The following is a 25,576-nucleotide window of genomic DNA, read 5'->3' as shown; positions in this document are numbered from 1 at the left end:
GAAAGCGCTTTCATACCAGCGTTTTCAACTCCATCTAACTGAATGATTGTAGACGTTATTCCTGTTTTTTTATACCTTTGAATTGTACTCTGAAACACAAAAGCCATAAAAACTTAATAAAAAATCTTTAAGAAGGAGGAATTTCTGGTGAGAGAGTCCGTTACTGTTGCAGAGGATCAGCAAAGTGTTTTACCGGGTCTCAATAAGAAAGCAGTCAAAAAGTCCAGGAAAAAAACTTTCGCTGGCATGATGCGAAATAAGTGGCTGTATTTAATGATGATTCCCGGTATCTTATACTTTATTATTTTCAAATACCTTCCCATGGGAGGAATCATAATCGCCTTCCAGGACTATCAGCCATTTTTAGGAATAGCCAATAGTCCATGGGTTGGCTTGAAACACTTTGAGCGGTTATTTACTGAACCTACATTCTTTATGCTGCTTGGGAATACGCTTTTGCTATTTGCATTAAATTTATTCATTTTCTTTCCGATTCCCATATTCTTGGCACTTATGTTAAATGAGGTGAAAAATAAATATTTCAAAAGCGGTGTTCAAACGATTATTTATATACCGCACTTTATGAGCTGGGTTATCATAGTGTCCATTTGTTATGTATTTTTAGCGCAGGACGGCGGAGCAATCAATGCATTAATTGCTGGCATGGGCGGAGAGAAAATACCTTTTCTGACAGATGGCACATGGTCAAGGATCATTTATATCCTTCAAATTATATGGAAAGAAATGGGCTGGTCCACCATCATTTACTTAGCAGCTGTAACGGCAGTGGACCCAGGGTTATATGAAGCAGCCAAAATGGATGGTGCGAGCCGGCTTCGTCAAATTTGGCACATTACATTACCGGCAATCCGGCCAATTATTATTATTATGCTGATTCTAAAAATTGGCCAAACTTTGGACTTAGGGTTTGAACATGTTTACCTGCTATTAAACTCAATCAACAGAGAAGCAATGGAAATATTCGATACCTATGTATATACAGCAGGTATGAAGAACGGACAGTTAAGCTTCAGTACCGCCGTAGGATTATTTAAAGGTATTGTTGGCCTGATTCTCGTCGTTGGAGCGAACCGGTTAGCTAAAAAATTCGGTGAAGAAGGTCTATATTAGAATCAAAATATATTAACAGGGGGGTCCCGATGAGCTTATGAGCAGGATTGGAGAACGTTTTAACAACTTTTGCATCAATCTACTCAAGCTGGTTTATATCCAGCTGTTATGGTTCTTATTCACCTTTCTGGGATTCATAGTATTGGGGATTGGACCTTCTTCTTACGCAATGTTTACCGTACTGAGGCAATGGATTAGAGGAAACAAGGATTTTCCCATTCTTAAGGCATTCTATCATGCGTACAGGACAGGTTTTAAAGAAGCTTCAGTGATCGGCCTTCTTTATACAGCAGGAGGAATGGTCCTTTACGTTGACCTGCTATATGTAGAGTCTCAAGTATTAAGAGGTTTGCTGATTGTGATCGGTGTACTTTACTTAATCTCATTAAGCTACATTTTTCCTATATTAGTTCACTATGATTGGAAAAGTGTCACGCTTAAGCTGAAGTGTTCCTTGCTGTTCGGCATATCGTATTTGCAGTATACATTGATGTTATTTGCTGCACTCGCTGCGGTCTATTTTATTCTTTTAATGTTCATTCCAATAACGGTGGTTCTCTTCGGAGTCAGTATAGGAGCTTACATCACAATGTGGACGGCCAATCAGGTGTTTAGAAGAATAGAATGGCAGGCAGATGGGATAAATGATCCCATTGAAGGAGGTGGTGAGGCTAACACGCCTTCTCTAAGCAAGAATTTTAGCCAGTAGATTAACTTTTGTTTTTCTCTATAAATTTTTATTATCTAGGAGGATGTAAACATGGCGAAATCCAAAAAGTTTGGAAAAGTCTTAGCAGCCGGCACTTTATTGGCCTCATCACTAATTCTGGGTGCTTGCAGCAAGGAAGATGAAGCAAGCAGTACAAAAGCAGCTGTTGATGCGGACGGAAAAGCGAATATCAGCTGGAGCCCTATCCTGTATGTAGCAACAGCTCCAAACGATGTGATAGAGAAGAAAATTGAAGAAGCGACAAATACCAATCTTACATTTAATTGGATTCCAGATGCTACTAAAGATGAGCGGCTGATTGCATCCATTGCTTCCGGCGAATTGGATGATATCATTTCTTTGCCATCTACTCTTGTAACAAATTCATCAGTCAGACAGGCGTTGAAATCAGGAGTATTTTGGGAAGTAAGCAAATACCTGGATGATTATCCGAATTTGAAGAAAATCTCTGAGGATCGCCGCACAGCAGCTTCTATCGAAGGGAATCTATACGGTGTTCCATTTCAAAAGGATTTCGCCCGCGGCGGTGTGCTAATCCGAAAAGACTGGCTCGATAATCTTGGCATGAAGGTTCCAGAGAACCTGGATGAGTTGTTTGAAGTGGCGAAAGCGTTTACTGAGGATGATCCGGATGGAAATGGCAAAAAGGATACATTTGGCTGGAGTGACCGGAATGAGCTGAGATACGGCAGCTTTAAAACACTTGCTTCTTACTTTGGTGTACCAAACGGCTGGGCAGTAGACGACAATGGAAAATTCACACCAGAGCATGAAACAGAGGAATATATGGAAACGATGAAATATTCAAGAGAACTATACAAAAATGGTTATCTTGATCAAGACTTTGCCGTAACCTCAAAAGATGATCAGCTGCAGAAATTTGCTCAAGGCAAAGCAGGTATTTATGCAGGCCTAATAAGTATTACACAATTAAAGAATCTGGCTGAAGGAATCAATAATAATGTGGCAATTGTTCCGCAGAATAAGATTGCCGGCCCGGACGGTGAATACCGTATTTGGTCTGAAGGAAACGGTGTTAACGGATTGCTGGCGTTCCCTAAATCAGCTGTTAAAACAGAAGAGGAATTAAAAGCAGTTCTCCAATTCGTTAACGATTTAATAAATGAAGACGTTTTCATGCTGATGACCGGCGGTATAAAGGAAACCCACTATACCATTGATGATAATAATTCCTATACCATTTTGGATAATGAATTGTGGCAAAAAGAGGTTCAAGGCTTCTCAGGCTCCAGGCCAAGTGAAATTACTTATAAACTAAATGACGCTGATCCTGATAAGCAACTGGTAAATGAAATGATATCAGAAAATGACGAATTTGCAGTCATGGACCCATCTGTTCCGCTTGAGTCACCAACTGCCAGTGAAAGGGGTACAGAGCTTCAAAAGCTGATCATTGATGCTACGATAAAATATATCATGGGTGAAATAGATGATAAAGGATTTAAGGCTGAGGTTAAAAGATGGAAAGAATCAGGCGGAGACCAAATGAAGAAAGAATACGAAGAAGCCTATGAAAAATCAAACAAGTGATAACAAGCTTTAATATGCGGTCCTTCCTTTTATCCTGAAGGAAGGACTGTTCCTGTTTTTTGTTTAACGCCTTTTCTAAAAAACTTATAGGGTGATACAAATGATTGTTGCACAAGACGGAACAGGTCAATTTTTAACGATTCAAGAAGCTATAGACAGTATTCCGGAAGGTAACAGCAGCCGGATAAATATTTATATAAAGGATGGCGTGTACAAGGAAAAGCTCGATATCAATAAGCCGTCAGTATCCCTGATCGGAACACACCGTGATCTGGTGAAAATCACTTTTAATGATTATGCGGATAAATTATTAGATAGCGGCAAAAAAATGGGTACATTCGGGTCTTATTCCTGCATTGTTACCGGTGATAGGTTTTTGGCTGAAAATATCACTTTTGAAAATAACGCAGGCAAAGGCAGTGAGGTTGGACAGGCGGTGGCCATGTATGTGGATGCCGATCAGACTGAGTTTCACAATTGTGCTTTGTTAGCCAGGCAGGATACTGTGTTTACTGCTCCTCTTCCGCCAAAGCCGATTGAAGGCAGTTCGTTCGGAGGGCCGCGTGATGGATTGGAAAAACGGCATTGCCGCAGCTATTTCAAGCACTGCTGTATAGAGGGCGATATGGATTTCATTTTTGGTTCGGCAACTTCTGTTTTTGAAGATTGCGAAATTCATAGTTTAGATTTAAACCGAACAGATGTAAATGGCTATATCACAGCTGCATCCACCCCTTTTGACCAGGAATATGGCTATGTTTTTATCAATTGCACCTTATTAAGTAAGGCAGCAGCCCGTACCGTCTACTTAGGCAGGCCTTGGCGTGATTATGCCAGGACAGTATTTATCAATACATGGATGGGTGAGCATATTAAAGCTGAAGGCTGGCATAATTGGGATAAACCCCATGCGGAGAACACAGCGTTTTATGCTGAATATAACAGCAGCGGCCCGGGCGGCTGTATGGACAAACGGGTAAGCTGGGCAAAATTTCTAACAGATGAGCAAGTTAAAGAGTATAAGCTTGAGAACATTTTTGGATCTTTGAAAGGCTGGCCAAAATTGGGTCTGCCTTACAGCACTACGGGTTAAAGAAGTCTAATTAAAATGATTAAGGACACTTACAAAGCACTAGAAAAGAAATGAATATATTAGGCTGTATCAGCGGGATCAGTTATTTCGTGTTTTTTCTTATTTTCATAAGTAAATCTCAAAATTACTAAGTAAAAGACCAGAACTGAAGCTATCATAAAGAATTTCGCTTTGCAAAGTATTAATTTGGGTATCCAACGGCCTAAAGTTTACTTCCTGAAAATTGGCGTTAAATATGCGGAATGGGAGCGTTTAGGAAAGGGAGTGGTAAGATAATGACTTTTAAAGAAAGTGTAACTAAACCATTAAAAATGACTGTAGCCAAAGACGGGAAAGGTGCTTATCAGACCGTTCAAGAAGCGATTGATGCTATACCGGCTGATAATAAAAATAAAGTGGAAATCTTTATTAAGAACGGAGTATATAAGGAACGAATCGTAGTTCCGGCAAATAAACCATTTGTGACGCTAATTGGAGAAAGTGTCGAGAACACAATCCTCACTTATGATAACCATGCAAAAATAATGTCCCCCGATGGCGGTATCATTGGAACACGCAATAGCGCAAGTGTATTCCTTTATGCGGGGGATTTTACAGCCAGAAACCTTACCTTTGAAAACTCATTCAATCCAAAACGCTTGGAAGAAGAGACACAGGCGGTAGCTGTTTATGCCAACGGTGAGAGAATGGAATTTTACCAGGTGCGGTTTCTGGGAAATCAAGATACACTTTACCTAAAAGAGGGGTCTCAGTATTTTAGCCGGTGTTATATTGAAGGTGATATTGATTTTATTTTTGGAGGGGCAAGAGCAGTTTTCAAAGAATGTGAGATCTTTTCTTTGAATAGAGGGTCTTCTGCAGAAAACGGATATATATCAGCTGCAAGTACCCATATAAATGAGCCATATGGATTCCTGTTTTTAAACAATCGATTTACAAGCTCAGCGGCCAAAGGAACGGTCTATCTTGGAAGGCCCTGGCACCCTGGCGGGGATCCGGAGGCCATAGCAAGCGTCATATTCAAAAATAATTATTTGGGTGCCCACATTCATCCGGATGGCTGGACTGACATGTCAGGCTTCAGTGCCAAAGATGCAAGATTCTATGAATATATGAATGAAGGACCTGGCTCAAATCCCGATAGGCCTCAGCTTACAGATGAAGAAGCTGAAGCAGCCAACATCGAGACTGTGTTAAAAGGGTGGAATCCGGAATAGAGAAAAGGGTGCAGTCTGAAAATGACTGCCCCCTTTTTAATAGAATGTTTAAACACAAATGCTGTGCATTGAAAAGGAGAATTAGAAAGCTGACCAGAAACCGGTCTTCACTCTGTTGAATTAAATTATTGGCAGAATGCACGCTGAGCGAGCCATACAGCACAAAGCTCAGTCCATTTGCCTGCAGCAGGGTTATCGCTGGCAAGTCCTAGGCCATGCCGTCCATGCGGAAAAACATGTAACTCATATGGCACTTTTAATTTGCTCAATAATGAGACATATAATAGGCTGTTTTCAACAGGAACAGCTGCATCATCAGACGTATGCCATATAAAGGTTGGCGGCGGCAAAGTTTTAGCACCTTCACGTTCGCAGGATAATAAAGCCCTGATCTCCTCATTGGGATCGTCTCCCAGAAGATTAGTCATCGATCCTTCATGATAATGCTCTAATAATGATATGACCGGATAGCTTAAAATAGCTAAATCCGGATGGCAGTTCTCTAAGTCAATGTTATCCTCTTCTTTTGTTGTACGCAGATGTGACAAAGTCGAGGCGCAGGCTGCTAAATGTCCGCCAGCCGAAAACCCCAGAACTCCTATCTTTTGCTTATCGATATTCCACTTTTCAGAGTGGTGCCTGACAAAGCGTATAGCCCGCTGCACATCTGCTAAAGGAACTGGATGCCTGTAGGGAGCTACTCGGTAATGCAGTACAAATGCTGAAATGCCAAGAGAGTTTAGCCATTTTGCAACCGGTTCTCCCTCATGATCAGCTCTATGGTGATACCCCCCTCCAGGACATACAATCACTGAACTTCTGCCTGTATTATTACTTGCAGGATAGAAAGCAAGAACAGGCTTGCGATCCTCATCTCCAGACTCCAGAAAAGGAATCTTTCCTGTCCACAATGAATAAATCAAAAGGTATTCCTCCTAAATTAATCGTTTGTAAAAGAACAGTTACATACACTTGCCGCAATTAAATTATATAGTAATTATAAATGTAGAAGAATAATCATTATTTAGTATTGTGGTTTTTATTCTGCTTTTTCCTTTTATTGTGGTGAATGCTCCTATTTATAAGCTCCATTCTAAGACGCATAGATATAAGACTGTCAGTTAGGCAGTAAGGTGTAATTGAAGCCCAGGGTAATGGGATACTTGAAATTTCTAATAATACAGTAAAGGTTTGTGTTAAAATGTGAAAAAACGAGGTGGATAAAATTGGATATCGACCAGTTTACTTTGACTATAAAAGAATTATTCGGCAAAGAGCTTTTAAAAAATTTTGCAGACGATTATGGCTTCACGAACAGCACAGATAAGGAAATCAGAACCGTTGGCTATGCTACGAATCTATCATTGGAAACCATCGAACATGCCGTCCGGAGTCAGGTTGATTTAATTATCACCCATCATGACGCCTGGGATTTCATTTACGGGCTTAATGAAGAATGCAGGAACAAATTGCAAAAGCATGAGATCAGCAACTTCTGGATTCATGGTCCCCTGGATTATATCCGTTTTGGGACATGTACCTCATTAATGGAGAAAATCGGCATTGACGAGATCATCCAATATTCTATTTTTGATAATGGCGGCATTCCGGGCATCGGTGAATTCAAGGAGCCTTTAGGTTTTGAGGAATTGGCATTTAAGCTCAGCCGCCTATTGAATGAACCGGTGAGACGCTGGAGAAATAACGGCAAAGAAGTCAAGAGGGTGGGGATCATGACAGGAGCCGGCCATTCTACCGATTACCTGAAGCTTGCTCTTGATGGCGGGTGCGATACTTATATTACTGGCGAAGCTTCTTTATATACCATTCAATACGCACAATTTTCCGGAATGAATCTCCTTGTAGGCAGCCATACCTTCACAGAAATTTTGGGGGTAGAGACTCTTGCGGGGAAAGTGAAGGAGAGGCATCCGGAAATCAAAGTTATGAAGCTGGAAGAATCACATTTTGAGCTCAATCCTATAAGATGAAAGATCTTCTGAGCATCTAAAAAGAAAATTTTCTTTAAGGGTGATAGACTAAAATACATAGAGTTTTCAAAAAACTCTATCAATACATAAATAAAGGAGCTAATGATCATGGAATACCGGCGTCTTGGAAATACCGGCCTTAAGGTCAGCGAGATCAGCCTCGGCAGCTGGCTCACCTATGGAGGGTATGTAGAGGAGCAGAAGGCATCATCTTCTATAGATAAAGCATATGAGCTCGGCATCAATTTTTTTGATACGGCGAATGTGTATATGCGCGGAGAGGCAGAAAAGGTCGTTGGAAAAACACTTGCCAAATATGACAGGAGTTCCTATGTTCTTGCAACGAAGGTTTTTGGCAAGATGGGGGACGGGCCCAATGATTCAGGGCTTTCGCGCAAGCATATCATGGAGCAGGCGGATGCAAGCCTGAAGCGGCTCGGGCTTGATTATATCGACATTTATTATTGCCACCGATTTCACCCGGAAACCCCTCTTGAAGAAACCCTGCGAGCTCTTGATGATCTGATCAGGCAAGGAAAGATCTTGTATGCAGGTGTAAGCGAATGGACGGCAGAGCAGATGACCGAAGCTGTTCATCTTGCAGATAAAAGGCTTTGGGACCGGATTGTTGTAAACCAGCCGAATTACAGCATGCTGCATCGGAACATTGAAAAAGAAATCATACCTGTCAGCGAAAAGCATGGAATCGGCCAGGTTGTGTTCTCACCGCTTGCCCAAGGCGTGCTGACAGGCAAATATAAAAAAGGGGAAGCACCTCCAGAAGGAAGCCGTGCCTCTCAAAAGGACCTGGGCACTCTTTACGGTGTCCTGAACGATCGTAATCTTGAAAAAGCAGAGAGCCTGGAAAAGATTGCGCAGCAAGAGGATCTTACCTTATCCCAGCTCGCCCTTGCCTGGATCCTCAGACAGCCAAACGTAGCAAGCGCCCTTGTCGGGGCAAGCCGCCCTGAGCAGCTTGAGGAAAATGTAAAGGCATCAGGCGTAAAGCTGAAAGAAGACAGCCTCCAGCAGATTGAAGAAATTCTTACTGCAGAATAAGGCAATTAATATAGCTGTTGTTCTGCTATTTAAATTTATGGGGGGTTCCGGGGATAAATATTACCGGGGCTCTTTATTTTTTTTTGCTGTGTTAGTGTACCTTGTTGATTTTGGGCTACAACAATGTTTAACAAAGCCTTTTTTAAAAAGAGTGCGTTGCTTTTCAGGCAACAATCTAAACAAATAGTTTAAATGACTGTTTACCAGTACAAAGTATCTTTTTAATTAAGGAAAGGAGCTGGCAGAATAAAAAAATGTTAACGTTAACAAAAGTCGTTTACAGAACTTTCTAAATTTGTTAGACTGAATTTATAGAAAATTGTTAACGTTAACAAATAACGGAGGGTGATTCATATGGAAAAGTTTATGGGCGAGAATTTTCTCCTGAAAAATGAAACGGCTGCATTTTTGTATCATGAGGAAGCAAAGGATTTGCCGATCATCGATTACCATTGTCACATCAGCCCAAAGGAAATTTATGAAAATAAAAAGTTCAAAAATATTACAGAAGCCTGGCTGTATGGGGACCATTATAAATGGAGAGTAATGCGAGCGAATGGGATCAATGAAAAGTACATAACCGGTGATGCAGACGATTATGATAAATTCCTTGCCTGGGCAAGGACAGTGCCGATGACTGTCGGAAATCCATTATATAACTGGACCCATCTGGAGCTGCAGCGCTTTTTTGGCATCTATGACATCTTAAATGAAAAGTCTGCACCAGACATTTGGCATAAGGTCAATAAGCAGCTCGCAACAGATGATTTCAGAGTACGGGAGATCATCAGGAAATCAAATGTCCGGGTCATCTGCACGACCGACGATCCGGCCGATTCGCTTGAATATCACAAGCTTCTTTCAAAGGAGGAGGACTTTCCGGTACTGGTCGTACCAGGATTCAGGCCTGATAAAGGTCTGGAAATCAACCGCCATGGCTACAAAGAATGGATTGAACGGCTTGAGGCAGCGAGCGGGATTACGGTTGACAGCTATGCAAGCCTTCTTGAAGCATTGGATTCAAGAGTCCATTTCTTCCACTCCCTCGGCGGCCGGGTTTCCGACCATGCGCTTGATCAGGTTGTATATGAAGAAGCAGCATTTGAAGAGGTTTCACAAATTTTTGCTAAAAAGCTTTCAGGTGGCACTGTATCCGAGAAAGAGGAAAAGCAGTATAAAACCTATACGCTTATTCATCTGGGCAAGCTTTATGCCAGCCTGGGATGGGCTATGCAATACCATATGAATGCCCACCGCAATAATAATACGAAGATGTTCCAGACCCTTGGCCCTGATACTGGCTACGACTCTATTAATGATGACAAGATTGCAAAGCCGCTCGTCAGTCTGCTTGATTCTTTAGATCAGGCAGGAGGGCTGCCAAAAACGATCCTGTATTCTCTGAATCCGGGTGACAACCATATTCTTGCCAGCATCATCAACAGCTTCCAGGACGGCAGCATACCGGGGAAAATTCAATTTGGGACTGCCTGGTGGTTCAATGATACGAGGGATGGGATGCTCGATCAGATGAAAGCCTTGGCAAATATGGGGCTCTTCAGCAGGTTCATCGGAATGCTTACCGATTCAAGAAGCTTCCTTTCATACACCAGGCATGAATATTTCCGCAGGGTTGTCTGCAGTCTGATCGGTGAATGGGTCGAAAATGGTGAAATTCCAAATGACAAGGAACTGCTCAGCCGGATTATCAAAGGGATCTCCTATTATAATGCGGAAGAATATTTTCAATTCCAGGAGGCTGAAAAACAGCACGCAGCTGCTGTTAAATAAGCCGTGATCATGTCCCGGCTTGGAGCCGGCGGGCAGGGCAGGTTATAATAAAAGGATAAATAGCATTGATTGGTTAAAAAGGAAGGTTTATATATGGTAACAATTAAAGATATTGCAAGAATAGCCAATGTATCGCATACAACGGTATCGCGTGCATTAAACAACAGTCCTATGATCAAAGAGCCGACAAAGAGGAAAATTCTCGAAATTGCTGCCCAGCTTAACTATTCGCCGAATGTAAACGCCAAGAGCCTGGTTATGCAGAAATCGCATACAATCGGTCTGTTTCTGACAAGCTTTATAACTGGGACTTCGGCCAGCTTTCTTGCGGATACAATCAAGGGAGTTAACGGAGCTATTTCACAGGATTATAATCTGTTCATTCGAGGGATCGATGATTATCAGGATTTTACAAGCATCAACAGGCAGCGGTTTGATGGAATCATTCTTATGAGCCAAAGTGTCCGCGATAATCCTTTTATCTACCATGTGCTGCAAAAGGAGATCCCCCTTATTGTACTGAACAGGGATATAGAAGAAGAAAGTGTATATAATATATGCTCTAATGATGCAGAAGGCTCCAAACAGGCAGTGGAATACCTTATTGAAAACGGCCATAGGGATATTGCAATTATTGAAGGAACTTCAAGTTTCAAATCCTCCCAAATGCGCAAGGACGGCTATTTGCAGGCATTGATAGATCACGGGATATCCGTAAAAAGCAGTTATGCAGTGAAAGGCAATTATGATATGGAAAGCGGCTTTCTGGCCATGGAGCAGCTTTTATCCCTTAAGGACCCGCCGACTGCCGTTTTCTGCTCTAATGATGATATGGCGATTGGTGCCATGAACTGTGCATTTGAAAAAGGTCTGAAAGTGCCTGATGATCTATCTGTTATCGGCTTTGATGATATCGGTTATTCACAATACACGACTCCACCGCTATCCACCGTGAAAAGGCCTGTAGAGCAAATCAGCCTGCTGGGTGCGAAAAAAATGCTCTCTCTTGTTCAAGGAGGGCTTGAGGCGGAAAAAATATTTGTTAACACTGAGCTCATCATTAGAAGCTCTGTGAAAAGGATTAGCTAGCACAGCCCGAAGCCAGCGGGCTCCTGGTAAAAATGTTAACGTGTGCATGATTGAATATAAGGGAGGAAGGATATGGAGCGCCTAAGCAGTAAAACACATGCCAAAAGGATATTCCCTGAAAGAATCCTTCAATTTGGCGAAGGGAACTTTTTAAGGGGTTTCGCAGACTGGCAGATTCAAATTTTAAATGAGAAAAAAGGGTTCAATGGAAGTTGCGTTATCGTACAGCCCCGAGGGTCCAGTAAAATTGAACGGCTTAACCGGCAGGATGGGCTGTACACCCTTTATCTTGAAGGGCTGAAGGAAGGGATCCCTGTAAAGGAACATATGGTGATCGATTCAATCAGCAGGGGAATCAATCTTCAAACAGATTATGAGGAATTTATCAGGCTTGCCGGACAGAAGGAGCTCAGATTCATCATCAGCAATGCAACCGAGGCTGGAATGGTCTTTGATCCCGATGACAGGCTGGAGGACCGTCCGCAGAAGGGGTTTACCGGAAAGCTGGCAGGTTTTTTATACCATCGTTACCTGGCCTTTAAGGGCGATGAAAAATATGGTTGCATCATCCTTCCGTGTGAACTGGTGGAAGATAATGGCGCAAAATTGAAGGAAATCATGCTCCAATATGCAGATTCATGGAATCTCGGGGCTGATTTTAAGAATTGGATTGAAAAGTCCAATGTATTCTGCTCGACATTGGTCGACCGGATTGTCCCGGGTTTCCCAAAGGATACACTGGAAGAGAAAACAAAAGAACTGGGTTATGAGGACGAACTTCTTGTTACAGGGGAGCATTATCATCTCTGGGCAATAGAGGGGCCGTCCTGGCTGAAGGATGAGCTGCCTGCTGAAGGGACTGGTCTGAATCTTGTCATCACGGAGGACATCACTTCATTTCGTACAAGGAAAGTAAGGATATTAAACGGTGCTCATACGGCAATGACGCCCCTGGCACTCCTATCCGGGGTTGAAACAGTTGAAGAATCTGTCACACATCCAGAGGTGGGGCTTTTTATAAAAAAGCTGATAGAAGAGGAAATCCTTCCGGCACTTGATGGGGACAGAAAAGAGCTGGAGCAGTATGCAGAAGAGGTAATGAACCGTTTTGCCAACCCTTATATCAAGCATTACCTAAAGAGCATTTCATTGAACTCAGTGTCGAAATTTTCTGCCAGAAATCTGCCGGCCCTGCTAGATTATATAGAACAAGAAGGAAAACTGCCTGCAAAAATCGTCTTTTCCTTATGCTGCCTATTGTATCTATACAAGGAAATGGATGTGGAGGACAGCAGTACGGTACTCGAAATCCTTCAATCGGAATGGCGAAGCTTTGAGAAAAAGCAGATTGGAATAGAGCAGCTGTCCGCTAACCTTTTGAAAGAACAGAAGCTTTGGGGCAGGGATCTCACCGAGGTTGCAGGCCTTAAGGAAGCAGTGGCTGAATATCTCAGGGAAATAGAAGAAACAGGCATTGAGAAAGCGCTTCAGCGCATAATCGACGGCACTGTCTTAGCTAGGGGGGAACTAGAATGAGAGATTTTCTAAAAATCAATCCGGCAGACAATATTATTCTCGCACTGAAAGACCTGAAAGCAGGCGCCGAATTAACAGTGGATGGCCAATCCATCTTATTGCGCGAGGATATCCGCCGAGGGCATAAAATTGCAGCAGCCGGAATCAATGAGAATGAAAATATCGTAAAGTACGGCTATCCAATCGGGCATGCAACAGCAGCGATCGGCCAGGGAGAGCTGGTCCATACCCATAATACGAAAACAAATCTTTCAGGCCAGGAGGAATACAGCTACTCCCCGGCTTTTGCAGACAGTCCTTTCCGTAATGAGCAAAGAACCTTTAAGGGCTATCGGCGCAAGAACGGCAAAGCCGGAATCCGCAATGAATTGTGGATTGTCCCGACGGTCGGCTGTGTGAATGGAATTGCTGAAAAAATCATCAGCCGCTTTGAAAAGCATGCCGGTGACCAAAATCCATTTGACCAGGCCCTGGTTCTAAAGCACAGCTATGGCTGCTCCCAGCTGGGGGATGATCATGAAAATACGAAGCAAATCCTTCTTGATGCGGTCCATCACCCCAATGCAGGCGGCGTGCTCGTTTTAGGGCTTGGCTGTGAGAACAATGAGATGGAGGAATTCAGGAAAGCTCTGGGAACAGTAGATGAAAGCCGGGTTAAATTCCTCGTATCCCAGGAAGTTTCAGATGAGATTGAAGCGGGATTTCAGCTTGTGAAAGAAATCTATGAAGCAGCCAAGGATGATAAAAGAGAGGATATTCCGCTCTCTGAATTGAACATCGGCCTGAAGTGCGGGGGATCAGACGGGTTCTCGGGCATAACCGCCAACCCTCTGCTCGGCCGCTTATCTGATTATCTGATCGCCCAGGGCGGGACGACCGTATTGACTGAAGTGCCGGAAATGTTCGGTGCAGAAACCATCCTTATGGAAAGGGCGGAAAACGAAGAGGTTTTTGAAAAGGTTGTCAGCCTGATCAATGATTTTAAAGGCTATTTCCTTGAACATAAACAGCCGGTTTATGAGAATCCATCACCAGGCAATAAAGCGGGAGGCATCACCACTCTTGAGGATAAGTCTCTTGGCTGCACCCAGAAAGCCGGAACATCCAAGGTGGTTGATGTCCTGCCATACGGCGGTACTCTCCGTAAAAAAGGGCTGAACATTCTCAGCGCGCCAGGGAATGATCTGATTGCTTCCACTGCACTGGCCGCAGCAGGCTGCCATATTGTCCTGTTCACCACAGGCAGGGGAACCCCGTTCGGAACCTTTGTGCCGACGATGAAAATCTCGACCAATACCCAGCTTTATGAAACAAAGCCCCATTGGATCGATTTCAATGCAGGTACACTCCTTGAAGAAGAAATTTCCGCTGATGAAGTACTGCAGCAGTTCACGGACTATATCATCAGTGTGGCAAGCGGGGAATTGGTCAATAACGAGAAAAACGATTTCAGGGAAATTTCAATTTTTAAGAGCGGAGTCACTTTATAGGCGGGAAATGCAAAACAATTTCTGCCGGGGAGGCAATTATGAAGAAGCTGAACATATTGAATCGATTGATTGAATCCGGAGTGGTGGCGGTTGTCAGGGCCGACTCAAGTGAAGAGGCCGTGAAAATTTCAGAAGCCTGTGTAAAGGGAGGAATTGCCGGGATTGAAATCACCTTTACCATTGATGGAGCTGAAGCTGTCTTAAAGGAATTGTCAGGATATTTTGCAGATGACTCGAGTGCAGTTCTGGGGGCCGGAACTGTCCTGGATGCGGCGACAGCGAGGATTGCCATTCTCGCCGGCGCTGAATTCATCGTCAGCCCGGCCTTTGACAGAGAGACTGCTAAGCTGTGCAACCTTTATCAGGTGCCCTATATGCCCGGCTGCATGACGATTACAGAAATGAAGGCAGCGCTGGAATACGGGGCAGATATTATCAAGCTATTTCCTGGCAATGCCTTTGGACCTGACTTCATTAAATCGGTCAAGGCGCCGCTTCCGCAGGCTAATATCATGCCGACAGGTGGAGTCAGCCTGGAAAATGCCGGGGAATGGATCAGAAACGGCTGTGTGGCAGTTGGGGTTGGCGGGAACCTGGCGGCGCCTGCCAAAACAGGAAACTATGAAAAAATTACCGAAATGTCTGCAGAATATATAAAAATTGTCAAAGAAGCAAGGAAAGAGGAACTGCAATGAAGAAGATTGTTACGTTGGGAGAAATTATGCTGCGATTTTCGACAGAAGAGGGCGTAAGGCTTTCCCAGGCAGCAGGCCTTACTGTCCACTATGGCGGTGCAGAAGCTAATGTCGCTGTATCCTTGGCCAACTTTGGCTATGAATCTTTTTTTGCAGGCAAGGTGCCTGACAACCCTTTAGGACAAGGGGCAGAAAGGCATTTAAAAGCAAATGGCGTCCGGACAGATTTCCTTTTAAAAGGCGGAGACCGCCTCGGCACCTACTATTTGGAATCAGGGACAGGGGAACGAAGCGCCGAGGTCACATACGACCGCAAGCATTCGAGCTTCTCGGAACTGGTGCCTGAAGAAGTAGACTTGGACGGCATGCTGCGCGATGCTTCACTTTTTCATGTAAGCGGAATCACACTGGCCCTTTCTCCTGAGCTCAGGGAGCTTGCACTCCTCGCTTTCAAGAAAGCTAAGGAATATGGGGCGCTGACAAGCCTTGACTTCAATTACCGCGGAAAGCTCTGGAGCCAGTCAGAAGCCGGGGAAGCCTTAAAGAAACTGCTTCCATATGCAGATATCTGTTCATGCGGGGAATTGGACAGCATCCATCTCTTGGGGATGGAGCCTGCAGATAGCTCTCTTTCACAAACGGAAAGGCTGCAAAACTATTATCGTAAACTGGCTGCTTCATATCCCGGCATCCGGTATATCTGCTCTACGTTCCGGAAAATCAAATCAGCCACAAGCAACACGCTTCAGGGGAATCTGTACACTGGAAGCCGGCTTTTTCAGTCTAAGGTCCACCATATAGAGCCTATCGTGGACAGGGTTGGCGGAGGGGATGCCTTTATGGCCGGGATTCTTGCTGGTGTGCTGGAGGGGTGGGATCCTCAAATGACGGCAGATTTTGCGACAGCGGCTTCAGCTCTTAAACACACAGTCCATGGAGACAGCAATTCATTTACAAAGGAAGAAGTGTTAGCTTTGGCGGGAAGTGAACCAGGAAAAATACTCCGCTGAAAATAATGATTGAAAAGGAGAATGCACAATGGAAACACGCTATGCGATTCATCCCGAGGACATGAAGAAGTATACGACAGATGATTTAAGAAGAGAGTTCCTGGTGGAAACACTGTTTGAATCAGGGCAGGTCCACTTGACATATACACATAATGACCGGATGATCTTTGGCGGTGTTACACCTGCTGAGAATGAACTGACAATCAAGCTGGACAAGGATTTGGGCGTCGATTATTTCCTGGAGCGGCGTGAGCTCGGCATCATCAATATTGGCGGGGACGGCACGGTTATCCTTGATGGCACAGAATATGATATGCAGGCCAGGGACGGATTATATGTTGGAAAAGGGACGAGGGAAGTACTTTTCCGTTCCAAAAATGCCGCACAGCCAGCCAAATTCTATATCAACTCCACACCTGCCCATCACCAGTATCCGACGATCAAAATTGATATCAATGAAATCAAGCCGCTGGAAATGGGTGAGCCGGGCACCTTGAATGAGCGGAAAATCTATCAGTATGTCCATCCAAATGTCTGTGAGAGCTGCCAGCTGCAGATGGGCTTAACGATGCTGTCTGCGGGAAGCGTCTGGAATACGATGCCGTGCCATACCCATGAGCGGAGAATGGAGGTATATCTCTATTTCGATATGGAGGAAGATACCCGTGTGTTCCACTTCATGGGAAGGCCTTATGAAACAAGGCATCTTGTTATGAAGAACGAACAGGCTGCCATCTCCCCGAGCTGGTCCATCCATACCGGCACGGCAACAAGCAATTATACCTTCATCTGGGGAATGTGCGGAGAGAATATCACTTATACCGATATGGACCATGTCAAAATGGAAGAATTGCGATAAGAGACTGATAGAAACGGAGGATTTCGTATGACAGAGGCACTAAGTTCTTTTTCAATGGATATGTTCAGCCTTGCCGGCAAGACTGCAATCGTAACAGGCGGAAACAAAGGCCTTGGCCAGGCATATGCGGCAGCGCTTGCCAAGGCAGGGGCCGACCTGTTTGTCATTTCCAGAAGCGGCGATTGGCAGGAAACTGAAAAATTAATAGAAGAAACAGGGCAGAAGGCGGTATTCTTCCAGGCAGACCTTAGCAATCGAACAAAGATTAAAGAAGCAGTAGACGCCTGTCTGAATGAATACGGAAAAATTGATATCCTTGTCAATAATGCAGGTACGATCCGCCGTGCCCCGCTTCTTGAGTATAAAGAAGAAGACTGGGATGCTGTATTGGAAGTTAATTTGAATTCACTTTATCTGCTCAGCCAGGAGGCAGCAAAAGTAATGGCTGAACAGAAATCCGGGAAAATCATTAATATTGCGAGCATGCTGTCTTTCCAGGGAGGAAAATTCGTCCCTTCCTATACGGCAAGCAAGCATGCAGTGGCAGGTCTGACAAAGGCGTTTGCAAATGAGCTGGCAGAATCCAATATCCAGGTAAACGCGATTGCACCTGGCTATATTGCGACAGATAATACAGCTGCAATCAGGTCTGATGAAAAGAGGAATGCAGAAATTCTTTCACGGATTCCTGCAGGGAAATGGGGGCAGGCTGCCGACCTGATGGGGGCCGTTGTGTTCCTGGCAAGTGACGCTTCCAGCTATATGAACGGACATCTTTTAGCGGTGGATGGAGGCTGGCTCGTACGATAAGAGAATATATGAAAGAAGCCGTACAAGAGTGCGGCTTTCTTATTAGGAGGAGACTAAGATGAACCTTGGAATCAGAGCCCACGATATTGAAAAAGATTCATTGGAAGAGCTGGCAGAAGAAATTGGCCGCAAGGGGTTTTCATGTATTCAGCTTGCTCTGGGAAAATCACTTCCTGCTCTTTATCCATCACCGGGAACCCTTTCGCCGGGTCTTGCCCGTTACATCGCAAAGACATTCGGAGATGCCGGCGTCCAAATTGCCGTACTTGGCTGTTATGTTAATCTCATTCACCCAGACCTGTCAGAGAGGCGAAAAGGACTGGAGAAATTTAAAGAGCATATCCGGTATGCAAGGGATTTTGGCTGCAGCATCGTCGGTACCGAGACTGGAAGTGTTCTTCCTGAAATGGGCTATAGTGAAAGAAATTTTGAGGAAAAGCCCTTTTTGGACGCAGTGGAAAGTGTTGCCGAGCTCGCCCTTGAAGCTGAAAGATTCGGTGTAATTGTCGGTGTAGAAGCAGGGGTGAATCATCCAGTCCACTCAGCTGATAGGCTCAAACGCCTCTTGGACCTTGTAGATTCAAATAATGTCCAGGTCATATTTGATCCCGCTAACCTCATTACGGTTGAAAACTATCAAAGGCAGGATGAGCTGTTAGCAGAAGCTATTGAACTTCTTGGGGAAAAAATCGCCATTTTCCATGCAAAAGACTTCGTTGTCGAAGAGGACCAGGTGAAGATCGTCCCGGCAGGACAGGGCCTGTTAAACTATAGCCTGATCTCAAAGCTCCTTAAAGATCGAAAGCCGTATATCCAGGTTCTCATGGAAGGAACAAAAGAACCGGATATTGAAGGATGTGCTGACTATTTAAGAATGAAATTCAGCAGCAGAAGCATTGGAAAAGGACTCTTAAGGTAAAAATGGTCACTTCCTCCAGGGAGTGTTTTTCGTTCAGCCAAACTGCTTCCTTTCATTCCCAACTCCCCTAATTCTTTATAAAGAATCCATTTTATTGTAAAATAGTAGATAGTTCCTAGATTTACCGGGAATACCTTCAATATTGAAGAATAAGATGATAAGCGGAAGCTGTATTTAGGATAGAAGTTTGTGGTTTTTGGAAATAAAAAACAGGGTTGGGGGACTCATGACAAAAAGCAGAAGATGGATGGCAGCTTTGTTGATTGGCAGTTTGGCAGTTTTGGGCGGGTGTGCGGACCAGGCATCAAAGGAGGAGAACTTAAAGGAAAAAGTGAATGAACTCGAAAGCCAGCTTCAGAAGGAGAAAGAAAAGCAGGAACAGGAAAAACTGGCTGAAGAAGCAAAAGAACCGGTAGTGGTCCAGGTGATAGATCCGAACACGAAAGCAATCATTAAGACGTTTAAACCCGAGGAAATGGGCTATGAAGATGATCTGGAAAAGTATAAGCAGCAAATCAGCCAATGGGCGAAGGGCCTGGCAAGAGGGACAGATGCAAGTCCCGGCTATGACAAAAGGATGTTCCCTGACCGGATCGATGCGAACGGTGGGATTGTAAAAGGGAATCCAAGGACGATCCTCGAGGAAGCGGAGCTGACCGCAAAGGTGATTGAGGCTTCTGCTGAGGGGGGGAATGTTGAACTGCCGCTCATCGTTTCCGAAAGCGGCTATAAGCCGGAGGACGCGGCCCATTTAAGTGAAGTGGTGGTTGCCTCTTATACAACCAAGTTTAATAGTTCTGTAGCAGGAAGGACTAAGAATATCGAGTTGTCTGCCCAGGCAATTCAAAATGTGATTGTGGGCGTCGACGATTATTTCTCCTTTAACACAACAGTAGGGCCAAGCGATGAGGCACATGGCTATCAGCCGGCTCAGGAGGCTATCAATGGAAAGCTGGTCATGGGCATAGGCGGCGGAATCTGCCAGACTTCGTCAACCCTCTTCAATGCAGTCGATCAGGTGGGGGTAGACTATGTAGAGAAGCACCATCATTCTGTTACGGTCGGTTATGTGCCCGTCGGCAGGGATGCCACTGTTTCCTACGGCGGCAAGGATTTCCGATTTCAGAATAAAGCCGGGGCCCCGTTCCTGCTGAAAACTGTCTTGGCAAACGGACAGCTGACCGTTGAGGTCCGGACCTCCAAGCAGTATGCAGATGTCATTAAGAAGAGAACTTGATTATTTCTATAAATTGGATGTTATCTCTTCCAAAAATCGGGTAATTATATAGTAACAATTCACCGAAGAGAGGGATTCATCCATGAAAATCATTGAAAAACTCTGGGACAATATGATAAAAAGCGACTGGACTTACCTGATAGATGAAGAAGAACATATGAATACGCCAGAAGAAGACGAATGAGAAAGAGCTTCCCCTTTGGAGCTCTTTTTTTTTAGGAAATCAAGTTGTTTGAATTCCTGTAAATAAAGGTGTACGATTCATTTAACCAAGAATTCTTACATAAAATAAACCAATCTTGTCCGTTTCAAGATGAATAAGAAAAAGGAGGAATTCGTTCATGGCCAAGCAGGTAATCCTGAATGGGAACCGGATTGATGTATACAACTATAAAGAGGAAACACTGGCTGAAAAAGGGGAGCAGGCCATTCATCTCTCTTTTGACTTCAAAGTGAGCCATCAGGAATATCATGATATCACTACCCTGTTATATGATCTGTATTTTGATGTATCGGTGCCTGAGGATGCATTGGAGTTTCGGGGAATGATCGATAAATATTATACCTCTTTAACGAATCTGTACGAGGAAGATGCTGTCGGGGAATTCCATCTGGAGCTGAAGGAAACAGACGGGGAAGAGGACTGAAAACAAAAAGCGGGAATCAGAGCGCTGCAGCCTGTTTCCCTTCTTCTTGCCTGATTATTGCGGAGTATTGTCCTGGTCGTATTTTAAATGCAATAGGATTTCATCTTCAAGAAGGGATAATGCCATCCTTACAGCCTTCAGCCGGCTTTTTGAGAACTCCTGGACGGTAATTTGCCGGATCTGTTCCCTGGCCATGGCAACATACCCTTCCTCTCCATCTTTCGTGTTCCCTGCAGGGTAAATGGATATTTCTATCTGCCTGTCCGGGTTATTGATGAATAAACCTCTCCATTCCATAGCATCACCTCTTATGTCTCTACGGTGCTCTTCCATTTTTACCCCCATTTCTCTAATTATAAGCCGTTTTGCTGAATAACAACCGAAAATTAATGAAAACGTTGAGATGATTTGTCCACACTTTTTCCGAAGGATTGAAATATATTGTTAGGGAAGATCTCCTCCGTATATTTCAGTATCTGCTGCTGCAGGTGCTGAGCTGCCGTCTTTATAGACGGGCACCATGAAAGCTGAATGCTTTTATGGTGTTTTTTTTTGAAATCAAAAGAGCAGCATATCTCCGGTATTCACTGATCATATCTAAAAAACAGCAAGCCTCCCCTTAGTCTTTATGCTTGTCTTTTTTCCTGTTTGCAGGTTTGCCGAGAAATGACTGCTTGTACATTTGATGTCCAAGCACAGCGACCCCTGCAGCAATAACGCCGTTCAGGATCCCGTTGATGGAAAAGCCAAAGGCAAACGCCCCAAAGCCGACTGACAGCAGCAAAAGAATCCAGATGATGGTCCAGTCAGGAACCCAGGGTGTGTGCTTCAAAGCCAATCCAATGACCCATAGCGCCGGCACAAGCATGATATATTTCTGGTTCAGAAATTGAAGCAAGTCCAAAATAGCCACCTCCTTCATGGTATGCGAATGCCGGTAAGATATGCTGCTAATGGTACATCCTATGTCTGCTGTGATTTTTTGCCTGTTTTATTGCCGTATGCCGGAAGCATCAATAATGAGTGAATCTATAAAAATATTCGGAATATATTGACTATAAGAAGGCGCTTTCATTATGATGTAATTAATACCAGGTGATAAAAGGAGGTTATAGAATTGAATTCGATTTGGCTGGCTGTTATCGGCATGCTTGTTTTTGCGGCAGGCTACAGGTATTACTCAAAATGGGTGGCAGAAAAGATTTACAGACTTGATCCCAACTATGTCACTCCTGCTCATCAATACCAGGATGGGGTTGACTTTGTGCCCACCAATAAATTTGTCCTGTGGGGCCATCATTTTACATCAGTTGCAGGGGCTGCCCCGATTGTGGGACCAGCAATTGCAGTATATTGGGGGTGGCTGCCTGCCTTTTTGTGGGTCATTCTCGGGACTGTTTTTGCAGCAGGAATCCACGATTTCGGCACACTCGTACTCTCTGTCCGGAATAAAGGGCAGTCAATTGGAACCATCACAAGCAAATTGATAGGCAAAAGAGCAAAAATGATGTTCTTATTCATTATCTTAATTTTAGTCCTCATGGTGAATGCTGTATTTGCCTGGGTTATTTCAAACCTGTTCATCCAGTTTCCTGCGAGCGTCCTGCCGGTGTTCATCGAAATACCCCTCGCCATCTGGATCGGGTATGCCGTATACAAGCGGAAAAAAGAAATGCTTATTCCCTCCATCATTGCCCTGGTTGTCATGTACGGAACCGCCGTACTTGCGAGCATGGTGCCTGCCCTGCAGATCGATTTGCCGAAATACTTTGGCGGAGCGGAAGCTGAGGTCCTTTTTGGCCTTGACGGCGTTGCCATGTCATTTTTTATCTGGATCGTCATTTTAATGGTGTATTGCTATATCGCTTCGATTCTCCCGGTATGGAAGCTGCTGCAGCCTCGGGACTATATCAACTCCCATCAGCTTGTCGTCGGCCTTGTCATCATGTATGCGGGACTTGTATTCCTGCAGCCGAAGGTGACAGCACCTGCTGTTAATGCGAGCGCTGCGGACCCTTCCTGGCTGCCGCTATTATTCATCACGATTGCCTGCGGTGCGATTTCAGGCTTTCACGGGCTAGTTTCCTCCGGTACTTCTTCCAAGCAGCTTGATAAAGAAACTGATGCCAGGTTTGTCGGCTACCTTGGGGCAGTAGGGGAAGGGGCACTTGCCTTAATCTCCATCATCGCTGTCATTACCTTATTCGCCTCACAGGGTGACTTCACGGCTGCTTACAGCAGCTTTGCCGCTGCAAGCTCAGGAGGGCTCGGGTCATTCATCAATGGAGCGGCCCAGCTGGCAACCGGCGTCTGGATACCTGCTGATATTGCAAAGACGATTGTTTCTGTCATTGTCGTCAGTTTTGCTGCGACAACGCTTGATACATCAGTCCGGCTGATGCGCTATATCATTGCGGAAATAGGCGAAGAATACAATTTCAAGCCGCTCACAAAAGCCCATGTCGCCACATCGGCAGCTGTTGTTGCAAGTGCAGCGCTGGTGCTGCTTCCTAAGGGTCCGAATGGCTTTGGTTCTGGCGGGTATCTGCTATGGCCGCTCTTCGGAACAAGCAATCAGCTTCTGGCAGGAGTCAGCCTTTTGCTGATCAGCATCTGGCTGAAGCGCCAGGGCAGGAATTTCCTCGTTACTTTCATACCGATGGTTTTTGTATTCATTATGACTCTGTGGGCAATGATCAAGCAGGTTGTATTTGACTGGTCAGGATTAGGTACAGCAGACGCCAATATGCTTCTGTTTATTTTGGGAGGGCTGATACTTGTGTTTGTTTTCTGGATCATCCTGGAAGCATTTGCAGCTTTCAGAAGGGATGCCCCGCCAGCAGACACAACCCATCATTTCTAAAGCCTGGCCGGCATTGCCGGCCATTGCTTTTTCTGACTGAGAGGAGGCGAAAGTGATGGACTTGCTGTCACAGCTGAAAAAGGCTGCTGCTTTTTATGATGAGGTGCTAAGGCTCCCGCATCGGGCCGAAATTGTGAGGGGGCTCAGGGATGAAGAGGATTTATTCATTCTTTTATGCTTCTCGGAAATGGCAGGGCTGCCCAATCCAGCTTTTTATTACACGCTGGAGCTTTATCCGCATATCATCGAGAAATTCCATGAGTGGCATCTCCGGATGGGGATGGAAAAGTCCCCGCTTGACGGAATCCGCTGCTGCTGAAAAGGAGGCTATGAAACTGATACTGGATAAAAAGGTTTATTTTGTCGGAGGAAAAGGGGGAGTAGGGAAAAGCACCTGTTCTGCGGCGCTTGCCCTGCTGCTTTCAGAAAAAGGAAAAAAGGTTCTGCTCGTTTCAACGGATCCTGCCCATAATGCTGGGGACCTGTTCCATCTTAAGCCGGGTCAGGGTATCATGAATGTCAGCCGGAACCTCGATATTCTTGAAATTAATTCTGAGAGTGAAGCTAAAAGATATATTGAAGAGGTAAAAGGCAATCTCAAAGGCTTGGTCAAAGCGTCTATGGCTGAAGAGGTATACCGCCAGATCGATTTGGCCGCATCTTCTCCAGGCGCCGATGAAGCGGCCGTATTCGACCGGATCACTTCCCTGCTGCTTGATGAAATGGCCGCCTACGATACCATTGTGTTTGATACTGCCCCGACAGGACATACAATCCGGCTGCTGACACTTCCTGAGCTGATGAGTGCCTGGATAGATGGGCTGCTTCAAAGAAGAAAGAAAAATAACGATAACTTCGCCCAATGGATGAATGACGGGGAACCAGTTGAGGATCCCATATACGAAAAGCTTCTCAGCCGCAAAAATAAGTTTGCCAAAGTGCGGGAAATCCTCTTGGACAGCCAGTCTGCAGCCTGCCTGTTCGTCCTGAATGCCGAGCGTCTCCCGATCCTCGAAACAGAAAAAGCGGTTAGGGTCCTGGCTGGCCATGGACTTCATACGGAGGCAGTCATAGTCAATAAAGTGATACCGGAAGAAGCAGACGGCCATTTCATGAAGATGAGAAGAGAAAATGAAAATCAGCATCTTAATGAGATCACAAAGGTGTTCTCTGCTATGAAGAATATCCATATTCCCCTGTTTCATCATGATATATCAGAGCCTGCTCATCTAGGCGTGTTTGCCAGGCATTTAAGCTCCGAACTGGTGAAAAGCATAGAATAACAGGAGTGGTTCAAGAGCCACTGGATTTTTTGTAAGCAAGCCTATATGATAGCAATGAAAGGGCTTTGACCTTGATTGGAAAGGGGAGGATTGACCATGAACACACCGATAGGACGCTTTCGCATCATGGGGTTTCTTGAGGGAGGCTCGCTGCTGGTCCTGCTGTTTATCGCGATGCCTTTGAAGTATTTTGCCGGATTTCCGGAAGCGGTTACTGTAGTAGGTTCCCTGCATGGATTTTTGTTTGTTACATACCTGTTCATCATCGCCTATGTGACCTTTAAGGTCCGCTGGTCCTTTATATGGGTCGCAAGTGCATTGGCCGTAGCTTTTATCCCATTCGGCAATTTCGTTTTGGATTCAAGGCTGAGAAAATCGAGATTTGCTTAAAAAGCCGGTTACCCGGCTTTTTTTTGTTTATAGGCAAGGTAAAAAATAATTTTGTCTGTGAATCAAAAATATTTAGGGCATGAGGTAACGCTATCTAATTCTAGAAGCCCTGCTGATTGGAGTGGAAGGCACGTAGACTCCTGCGGGATTGCAGCGGCAGAGCTGAGACCCCGCAGGAGGTACGA

General features: G+C 44.6%; 25 protein-coding genes. 22 read left to right on the top strand and 3 right to left on the bottom strand.

What is annotated here, in order from left to right; all coding sequences use genetic code 11:
- The first annotated feature begins 246 nt into the window (after positions 1 to 246).
- The 5 genes from ABU165_RS07765 to ABU165_RS07745 all read left to right on the top strand — a co-directional run bounded on the left by ABU165_RS07765 (position 247) and on the right by ABU165_RS07745 (position 5,722).
- Entirely contained in the window at positions 247 to 1,131 is an 885-nt protein-coding gene (locus ABU165_RS07765; RefSeq protein ID WP_318060173.1) for an ABC transporter permease, read from the top strand.
- A 37-nt stretch (positions 1,132 to 1,168) separates the two neighbouring features.
- Positions 1,169 to 1,840, top strand: a complete 672-nt coding sequence (locus tag ABU165_RS07760) for a YesL family protein (protein WP_318060017.1) — start codon at positions 1,169 to 1,171, stop codon at positions 1,838 to 1,840.
- Positions 1,841 to 1,891: 51 nt separating this feature from the next.
- Entirely contained in the window at positions 1,892 to 3,412 is a 1,521-nt protein-coding gene (locus ABU165_RS07755; RefSeq protein WP_318060016.1) for an extracellular solute-binding protein, read from the top strand.
- A 100-nt stretch (positions 3,413 to 3,512) separates the two neighbouring features.
- Positions 3,513 to 4,505, top strand: a complete 993-nt coding sequence (locus ABU165_RS07750; protein WP_318060015.1) for a pectinesterase family protein — start codon at positions 3,513 to 3,515, stop codon at positions 4,503 to 4,505.
- A 275-nt stretch (positions 4,506 to 4,780) separates the two neighbouring features.
- The gene (locus ABU165_RS07745; RefSeq protein WP_318060014.1) at positions 4,781 to 5,722 is read left to right on the top strand and encodes a pectinesterase family protein; all 942 of its coding nucleotides are present in this window, start codon (positions 4,781 to 4,783) and stop codon (positions 5,720 to 5,722) included.
- Between the two features lie 125 nt (positions 5,723 to 5,847).
- Here the strand turns inward: ABU165_RS07745 and ABU165_RS07740 are convergent, their stop codons facing one another.
- Complete coding sequence (locus tag ABU165_RS07740; protein WP_318060013.1) at positions 5,848 to 6,645, bottom strand: alpha/beta hydrolase; 798 nt, start codon at positions 6,643 to 6,645, stop codon at positions 5,848 to 5,850.
- Positions 6,646 to 6,948: 303 nt separating this feature from the next.
- On the opposite strand from ABU165_RS07740, the gene ABU165_RS07735 reads away from it, so the two are divergent.
- From ABU165_RS07735 to ABU165_RS07675, 13 genes are all read left to right on the top strand, one after another.
- On the top strand, positions 6,949 to 7,713 hold the full coding sequence (locus ABU165_RS07735) for a Nif3-like dinuclear metal center hexameric protein (RefSeq protein ID WP_318060012.1): 765 nt from the start codon (positions 6,949 to 6,951) through the stop codon (positions 7,711 to 7,713).
- Positions 7,714 to 7,821: 108 nt separating this feature from the next.
- Complete coding sequence (locus tag ABU165_RS07730) at positions 7,822 to 8,772, top strand: aldo/keto reductase family protein (protein ID WP_022543771.1); 951 nt, start codon at positions 7,822 to 7,824, stop codon at positions 8,770 to 8,772.
- A 354-nt stretch (positions 8,773 to 9,126) separates the two neighbouring features.
- Positions 9,127 to 10,563 (top strand): glucuronate isomerase, encoded by a 1,437-nt coding sequence (gene uxaC, locus ABU165_RS07725; RefSeq protein WP_318060011.1) that lies wholly within the window; start codon positions 9,127 to 9,129, stop codon positions 10,561 to 10,563.
- 93 nt (positions 10,564 to 10,656) lie between these two features.
- A complete protein-coding gene (locus ABU165_RS07720) occupies positions 10,657 to 11,652 on the top strand; it encodes a LacI family DNA-binding transcriptional regulator (RefSeq protein WP_318060010.1) in 996 nt (331 codons plus the stop codon).
- Positions 11,653 to 11,724: 72 nt separating this feature from the next.
- Positions 11,725 to 13,188, top strand: coding sequence for a tagaturonate reductase (locus tag ABU165_RS07715; protein ID WP_318060009.1), 1,464 nt, complete (start codon positions 11,725 to 11,727; stop codon positions 13,186 to 13,188).
- The gene (locus ABU165_RS07710) at positions 13,185 to 14,678 is read left to right on the top strand and encodes a UxaA family hydrolase (RefSeq protein WP_318060008.1); all 1,494 of its coding nucleotides are present in this window, start codon (positions 13,185 to 13,187) and stop codon (positions 14,676 to 14,678) included. The genes ABU165_RS07715 and ABU165_RS07710 overlap by 4 nt, the downstream gene beginning before the upstream one ends.
- A gap of 38 nt (positions 14,679 to 14,716) precedes the next feature.
- Entirely contained in the window at positions 14,717 to 15,373 is a 657-nt protein-coding gene (locus ABU165_RS07705; protein ID WP_318060007.1) for a bifunctional 4-hydroxy-2-oxoglutarate aldolase/2-dehydro-3-deoxy-phosphogluconate aldolase, read from the top strand.
- Positions 15,370 to 16,383 (top strand): sugar kinase, encoded by a 1,014-nt coding sequence (locus ABU165_RS07700; RefSeq protein ID WP_318060006.1) that lies wholly within the window; start codon positions 15,370 to 15,372, stop codon positions 16,381 to 16,383. Before ABU165_RS07705 ends, ABU165_RS07700 begins: the two co-directional genes overlap by 4 nt.
- A 28-nt stretch (positions 16,384 to 16,411) precedes the next feature.
- A complete protein-coding gene (gene kduI, locus ABU165_RS07695) occupies positions 16,412 to 17,242 on the top strand; it encodes a 5-dehydro-4-deoxy-D-glucuronate isomerase (RefSeq protein WP_318060005.1) in 831 nt (276 codons plus the stop codon).
- A 27-nt stretch (positions 17,243 to 17,269) separates the two neighbouring features.
- Entirely contained in the window at positions 17,270 to 18,052 is a 783-nt protein-coding gene (gene kduD / locus ABU165_RS07690; protein WP_022543774.1) for a 2-dehydro-3-deoxy-D-gluconate 5-dehydrogenase KduD, read from the top strand.
- A 58-nt stretch (positions 18,053 to 18,110) separates the two neighbouring features.
- On the top strand, positions 18,111 to 18,971 hold the full coding sequence (locus ABU165_RS07685) for a sugar phosphate isomerase/epimerase family protein (protein WP_318060004.1): 861 nt from the start codon (positions 18,111 to 18,113) through the stop codon (positions 18,969 to 18,971).
- 226 nt (positions 18,972 to 19,197) lie between these two features.
- Entirely contained in the window at positions 19,198 to 20,208 is a 1,011-nt protein-coding gene (locus ABU165_RS07680; protein ID WP_318060003.1) for a VanW family protein, read from the top strand.
- Positions 20,209 to 20,549: 341 nt separating this feature from the next.
- Positions 20,550 to 20,855 carry a DUF3219 family protein gene (locus ABU165_RS07675; protein WP_094767329.1) on the top strand — a complete coding sequence of 102 codons (306 nt, stop codon included), beginning with the start codon at positions 20,550 to 20,552 and terminating at the stop codon, positions 20,853 to 20,855.
- 54 nt (positions 20,856 to 20,909) lie between these two features.
- On the opposite strand, the gene ABU165_RS07670 is transcribed toward ABU165_RS07675, so the two are convergent.
- Both ABU165_RS07670 and ABU165_RS07665 read right to left on the bottom strand, forming a co-directional pair.
- Positions 20,910 to 21,152, bottom strand: coding sequence for a hypothetical protein (locus tag ABU165_RS07670; protein WP_094767328.1), 243 nt, complete (start codon positions 21,150 to 21,152; stop codon positions 20,910 to 20,912).
- A 322-nt stretch (positions 21,153 to 21,474) separates the two neighbouring features.
- Positions 21,475 to 21,768: a phage holin family protein gene (locus ABU165_RS07665; protein ID WP_371931605.1), complete on the bottom strand. Its 294-nt coding sequence runs from the start codon at positions 21,766 to 21,768 to the stop codon at positions 21,475 to 21,477.
- Positions 21,769 to 21,972: 204 nt separating this feature from the next.
- Here ABU165_RS07665 and ABU165_RS07660 point away from each other — a divergent pair, with 204 nt between their 5' ends.
- The 4 genes from ABU165_RS07660 (at position 21,973) to ABU165_RS07645 (ending at position 25,391) form a co-directional block, all read left to right on the top strand.
- Complete coding sequence (locus ABU165_RS07660) at positions 21,973 to 23,718, top strand: carbon starvation CstA family protein (protein ID WP_009791052.1); 1,746 nt, start codon at positions 21,973 to 21,975, stop codon at positions 23,716 to 23,718.
- A gap of 55 nt (positions 23,719 to 23,773) precedes the next feature.
- Positions 23,774 to 24,037, top strand: a complete 264-nt coding sequence (locus tag ABU165_RS07655; RefSeq protein WP_318060001.1) for a cory-CC-star protein — start codon at positions 23,774 to 23,776, stop codon at positions 24,035 to 24,037.
- Between the two features lie 10 nt (positions 24,038 to 24,047).
- Positions 24,048 to 25,001 (top strand): ArsA family ATPase, encoded by a 954-nt coding sequence (locus ABU165_RS07650; protein WP_253616775.1) that lies wholly within the window; start codon positions 24,048 to 24,050, stop codon positions 24,999 to 25,001.
- 96 nt (positions 25,002 to 25,097) lie between these two features.
- A complete protein-coding gene (locus ABU165_RS07645; RefSeq protein WP_022543779.1) occupies positions 25,098 to 25,391 on the top strand; it encodes a DUF3817 domain-containing protein in 294 nt (97 codons plus the stop codon).
- Positions 25,392 to 25,576 lie beyond the last annotated feature (185 nt).

The organism is Cytobacillus sp. T106 (assembly GCF_040492155.1).
GTDB lineage: Bacteria > Bacillota > Bacilli > Bacillales > Cytobacillaceae > Bacillus_AB > Bacillus_AB infantis.
This window is presented reverse-complemented; position numbering and strand designations above follow the sequence as displayed.

What these genes read in the sequence shown, in the direction of transcription:
- ABU165_RS07765 (WP_318060173.1), top strand. Translation starts at nt 247, where the DNA reads ATGATGCGAAATAAGTGGCTGTATTTAATGATGATTCCCGGTATCTTA.
- ABU165_RS07760 (WP_318060017.1), top strand. Translation starts at nt 1,169, where the DNA reads ATGAGCAGGATTGGAGAACGTTTTAACAACTTTTGCATCAATCTACTC.
- ABU165_RS07755 (WP_318060016.1), top strand. Translation starts at nt 1,892, where the DNA reads ATGGCGAAATCCAAAAAGTTTGGAAAAGTCTTAGCAGCCGGCACTTTA.
- ABU165_RS07750 (WP_318060015.1), top strand. Translation starts at nt 3,513, where the DNA reads ATGATTGTTGCACAAGACGGAACAGGTCAATTTTTAACGATTCAAGAA.
- ABU165_RS07745 (WP_318060014.1), top strand. Translation starts at nt 4,781, where the DNA reads ATGACTTTTAAAGAAAGTGTAACTAAACCATTAAAAATGACTGTAGCC.
- ABU165_RS07730 (WP_022543771.1), top strand. Translation starts at nt 7,822, where the DNA reads ATGGAATACCGGCGTCTTGGAAATACCGGCCTTAAGGTCAGCGAGATC.
- uxaC (WP_318060011.1), top strand. Translation starts at nt 9,127, where the DNA reads ATGGAAAAGTTTATGGGCGAGAATTTTCTCCTGAAAAATGAAACGGCT.
- ABU165_RS07720 (WP_318060010.1), top strand. Translation starts at nt 10,657, where the DNA reads ATGGTAACAATTAAAGATATTGCAAGAATAGCCAATGTATCGCATACA.
- ABU165_RS07715 (WP_318060009.1), top strand. Translation starts at nt 11,725, where the DNA reads ATGGAGCGCCTAAGCAGTAAAACACATGCCAAAAGGATATTCCCTGAA.
- ABU165_RS07710 (WP_318060008.1), top strand. Translation starts at nt 13,185, where the DNA reads ATGAGAGATTTTCTAAAAATCAATCCGGCAGACAATATTATTCTCGCA.
- ABU165_RS07705 (WP_318060007.1), top strand. Translation starts at nt 14,717, where the DNA reads ATGAAGAAGCTGAACATATTGAATCGATTGATTGAATCCGGAGTGGTG.
- ABU165_RS07700 (WP_318060006.1), top strand. Translation starts at nt 15,370, where the DNA reads ATGAAGAAGATTGTTACGTTGGGAGAAATTATGCTGCGATTTTCGACA.
- kduI (WP_318060005.1), top strand. Translation starts at nt 16,412, where the DNA reads ATGGAAACACGCTATGCGATTCATCCCGAGGACATGAAGAAGTATACG.
- kduD (WP_022543774.1), top strand. Translation starts at nt 17,270, where the DNA reads ATGACAGAGGCACTAAGTTCTTTTTCAATGGATATGTTCAGCCTTGCC.
- ABU165_RS07685 (WP_318060004.1), top strand. Translation starts at nt 18,111, where the DNA reads ATGAACCTTGGAATCAGAGCCCACGATATTGAAAAAGATTCATTGGAA.
- ABU165_RS07680 (WP_318060003.1), top strand. Translation starts at nt 19,198, where the DNA reads ATGACAAAAAGCAGAAGATGGATGGCAGCTTTGTTGATTGGCAGTTTG.
- ABU165_RS07675 (WP_094767329.1), top strand. Translation starts at nt 20,550, where the DNA reads ATGGCCAAGCAGGTAATCCTGAATGGGAACCGGATTGATGTATACAAC.
- ABU165_RS07670 (WP_094767328.1), bottom strand. Translation starts at nt 21,152, where the DNA reads ATGGAATGGAGAGGTTTATTCATCAATAACCCGGACAGGCAGATAGAA.
- ABU165_RS07655 (WP_318060001.1), top strand. Translation starts at nt 23,774, where the DNA reads ATGGACTTGCTGTCACAGCTGAAAAAGGCTGCTGCTTTTTATGATGAG.
- ABU165_RS07650 (WP_253616775.1), top strand. Translation starts at nt 24,048, where the DNA reads ATGAAACTGATACTGGATAAAAAGGTTTATTTTGTCGGAGGAAAAGGG.
- ABU165_RS07645 (WP_022543779.1), top strand. Translation starts at nt 25,098, where the DNA reads ATGAACACACCGATAGGACGCTTTCGCATCATGGGGTTTCTTGAGGGA.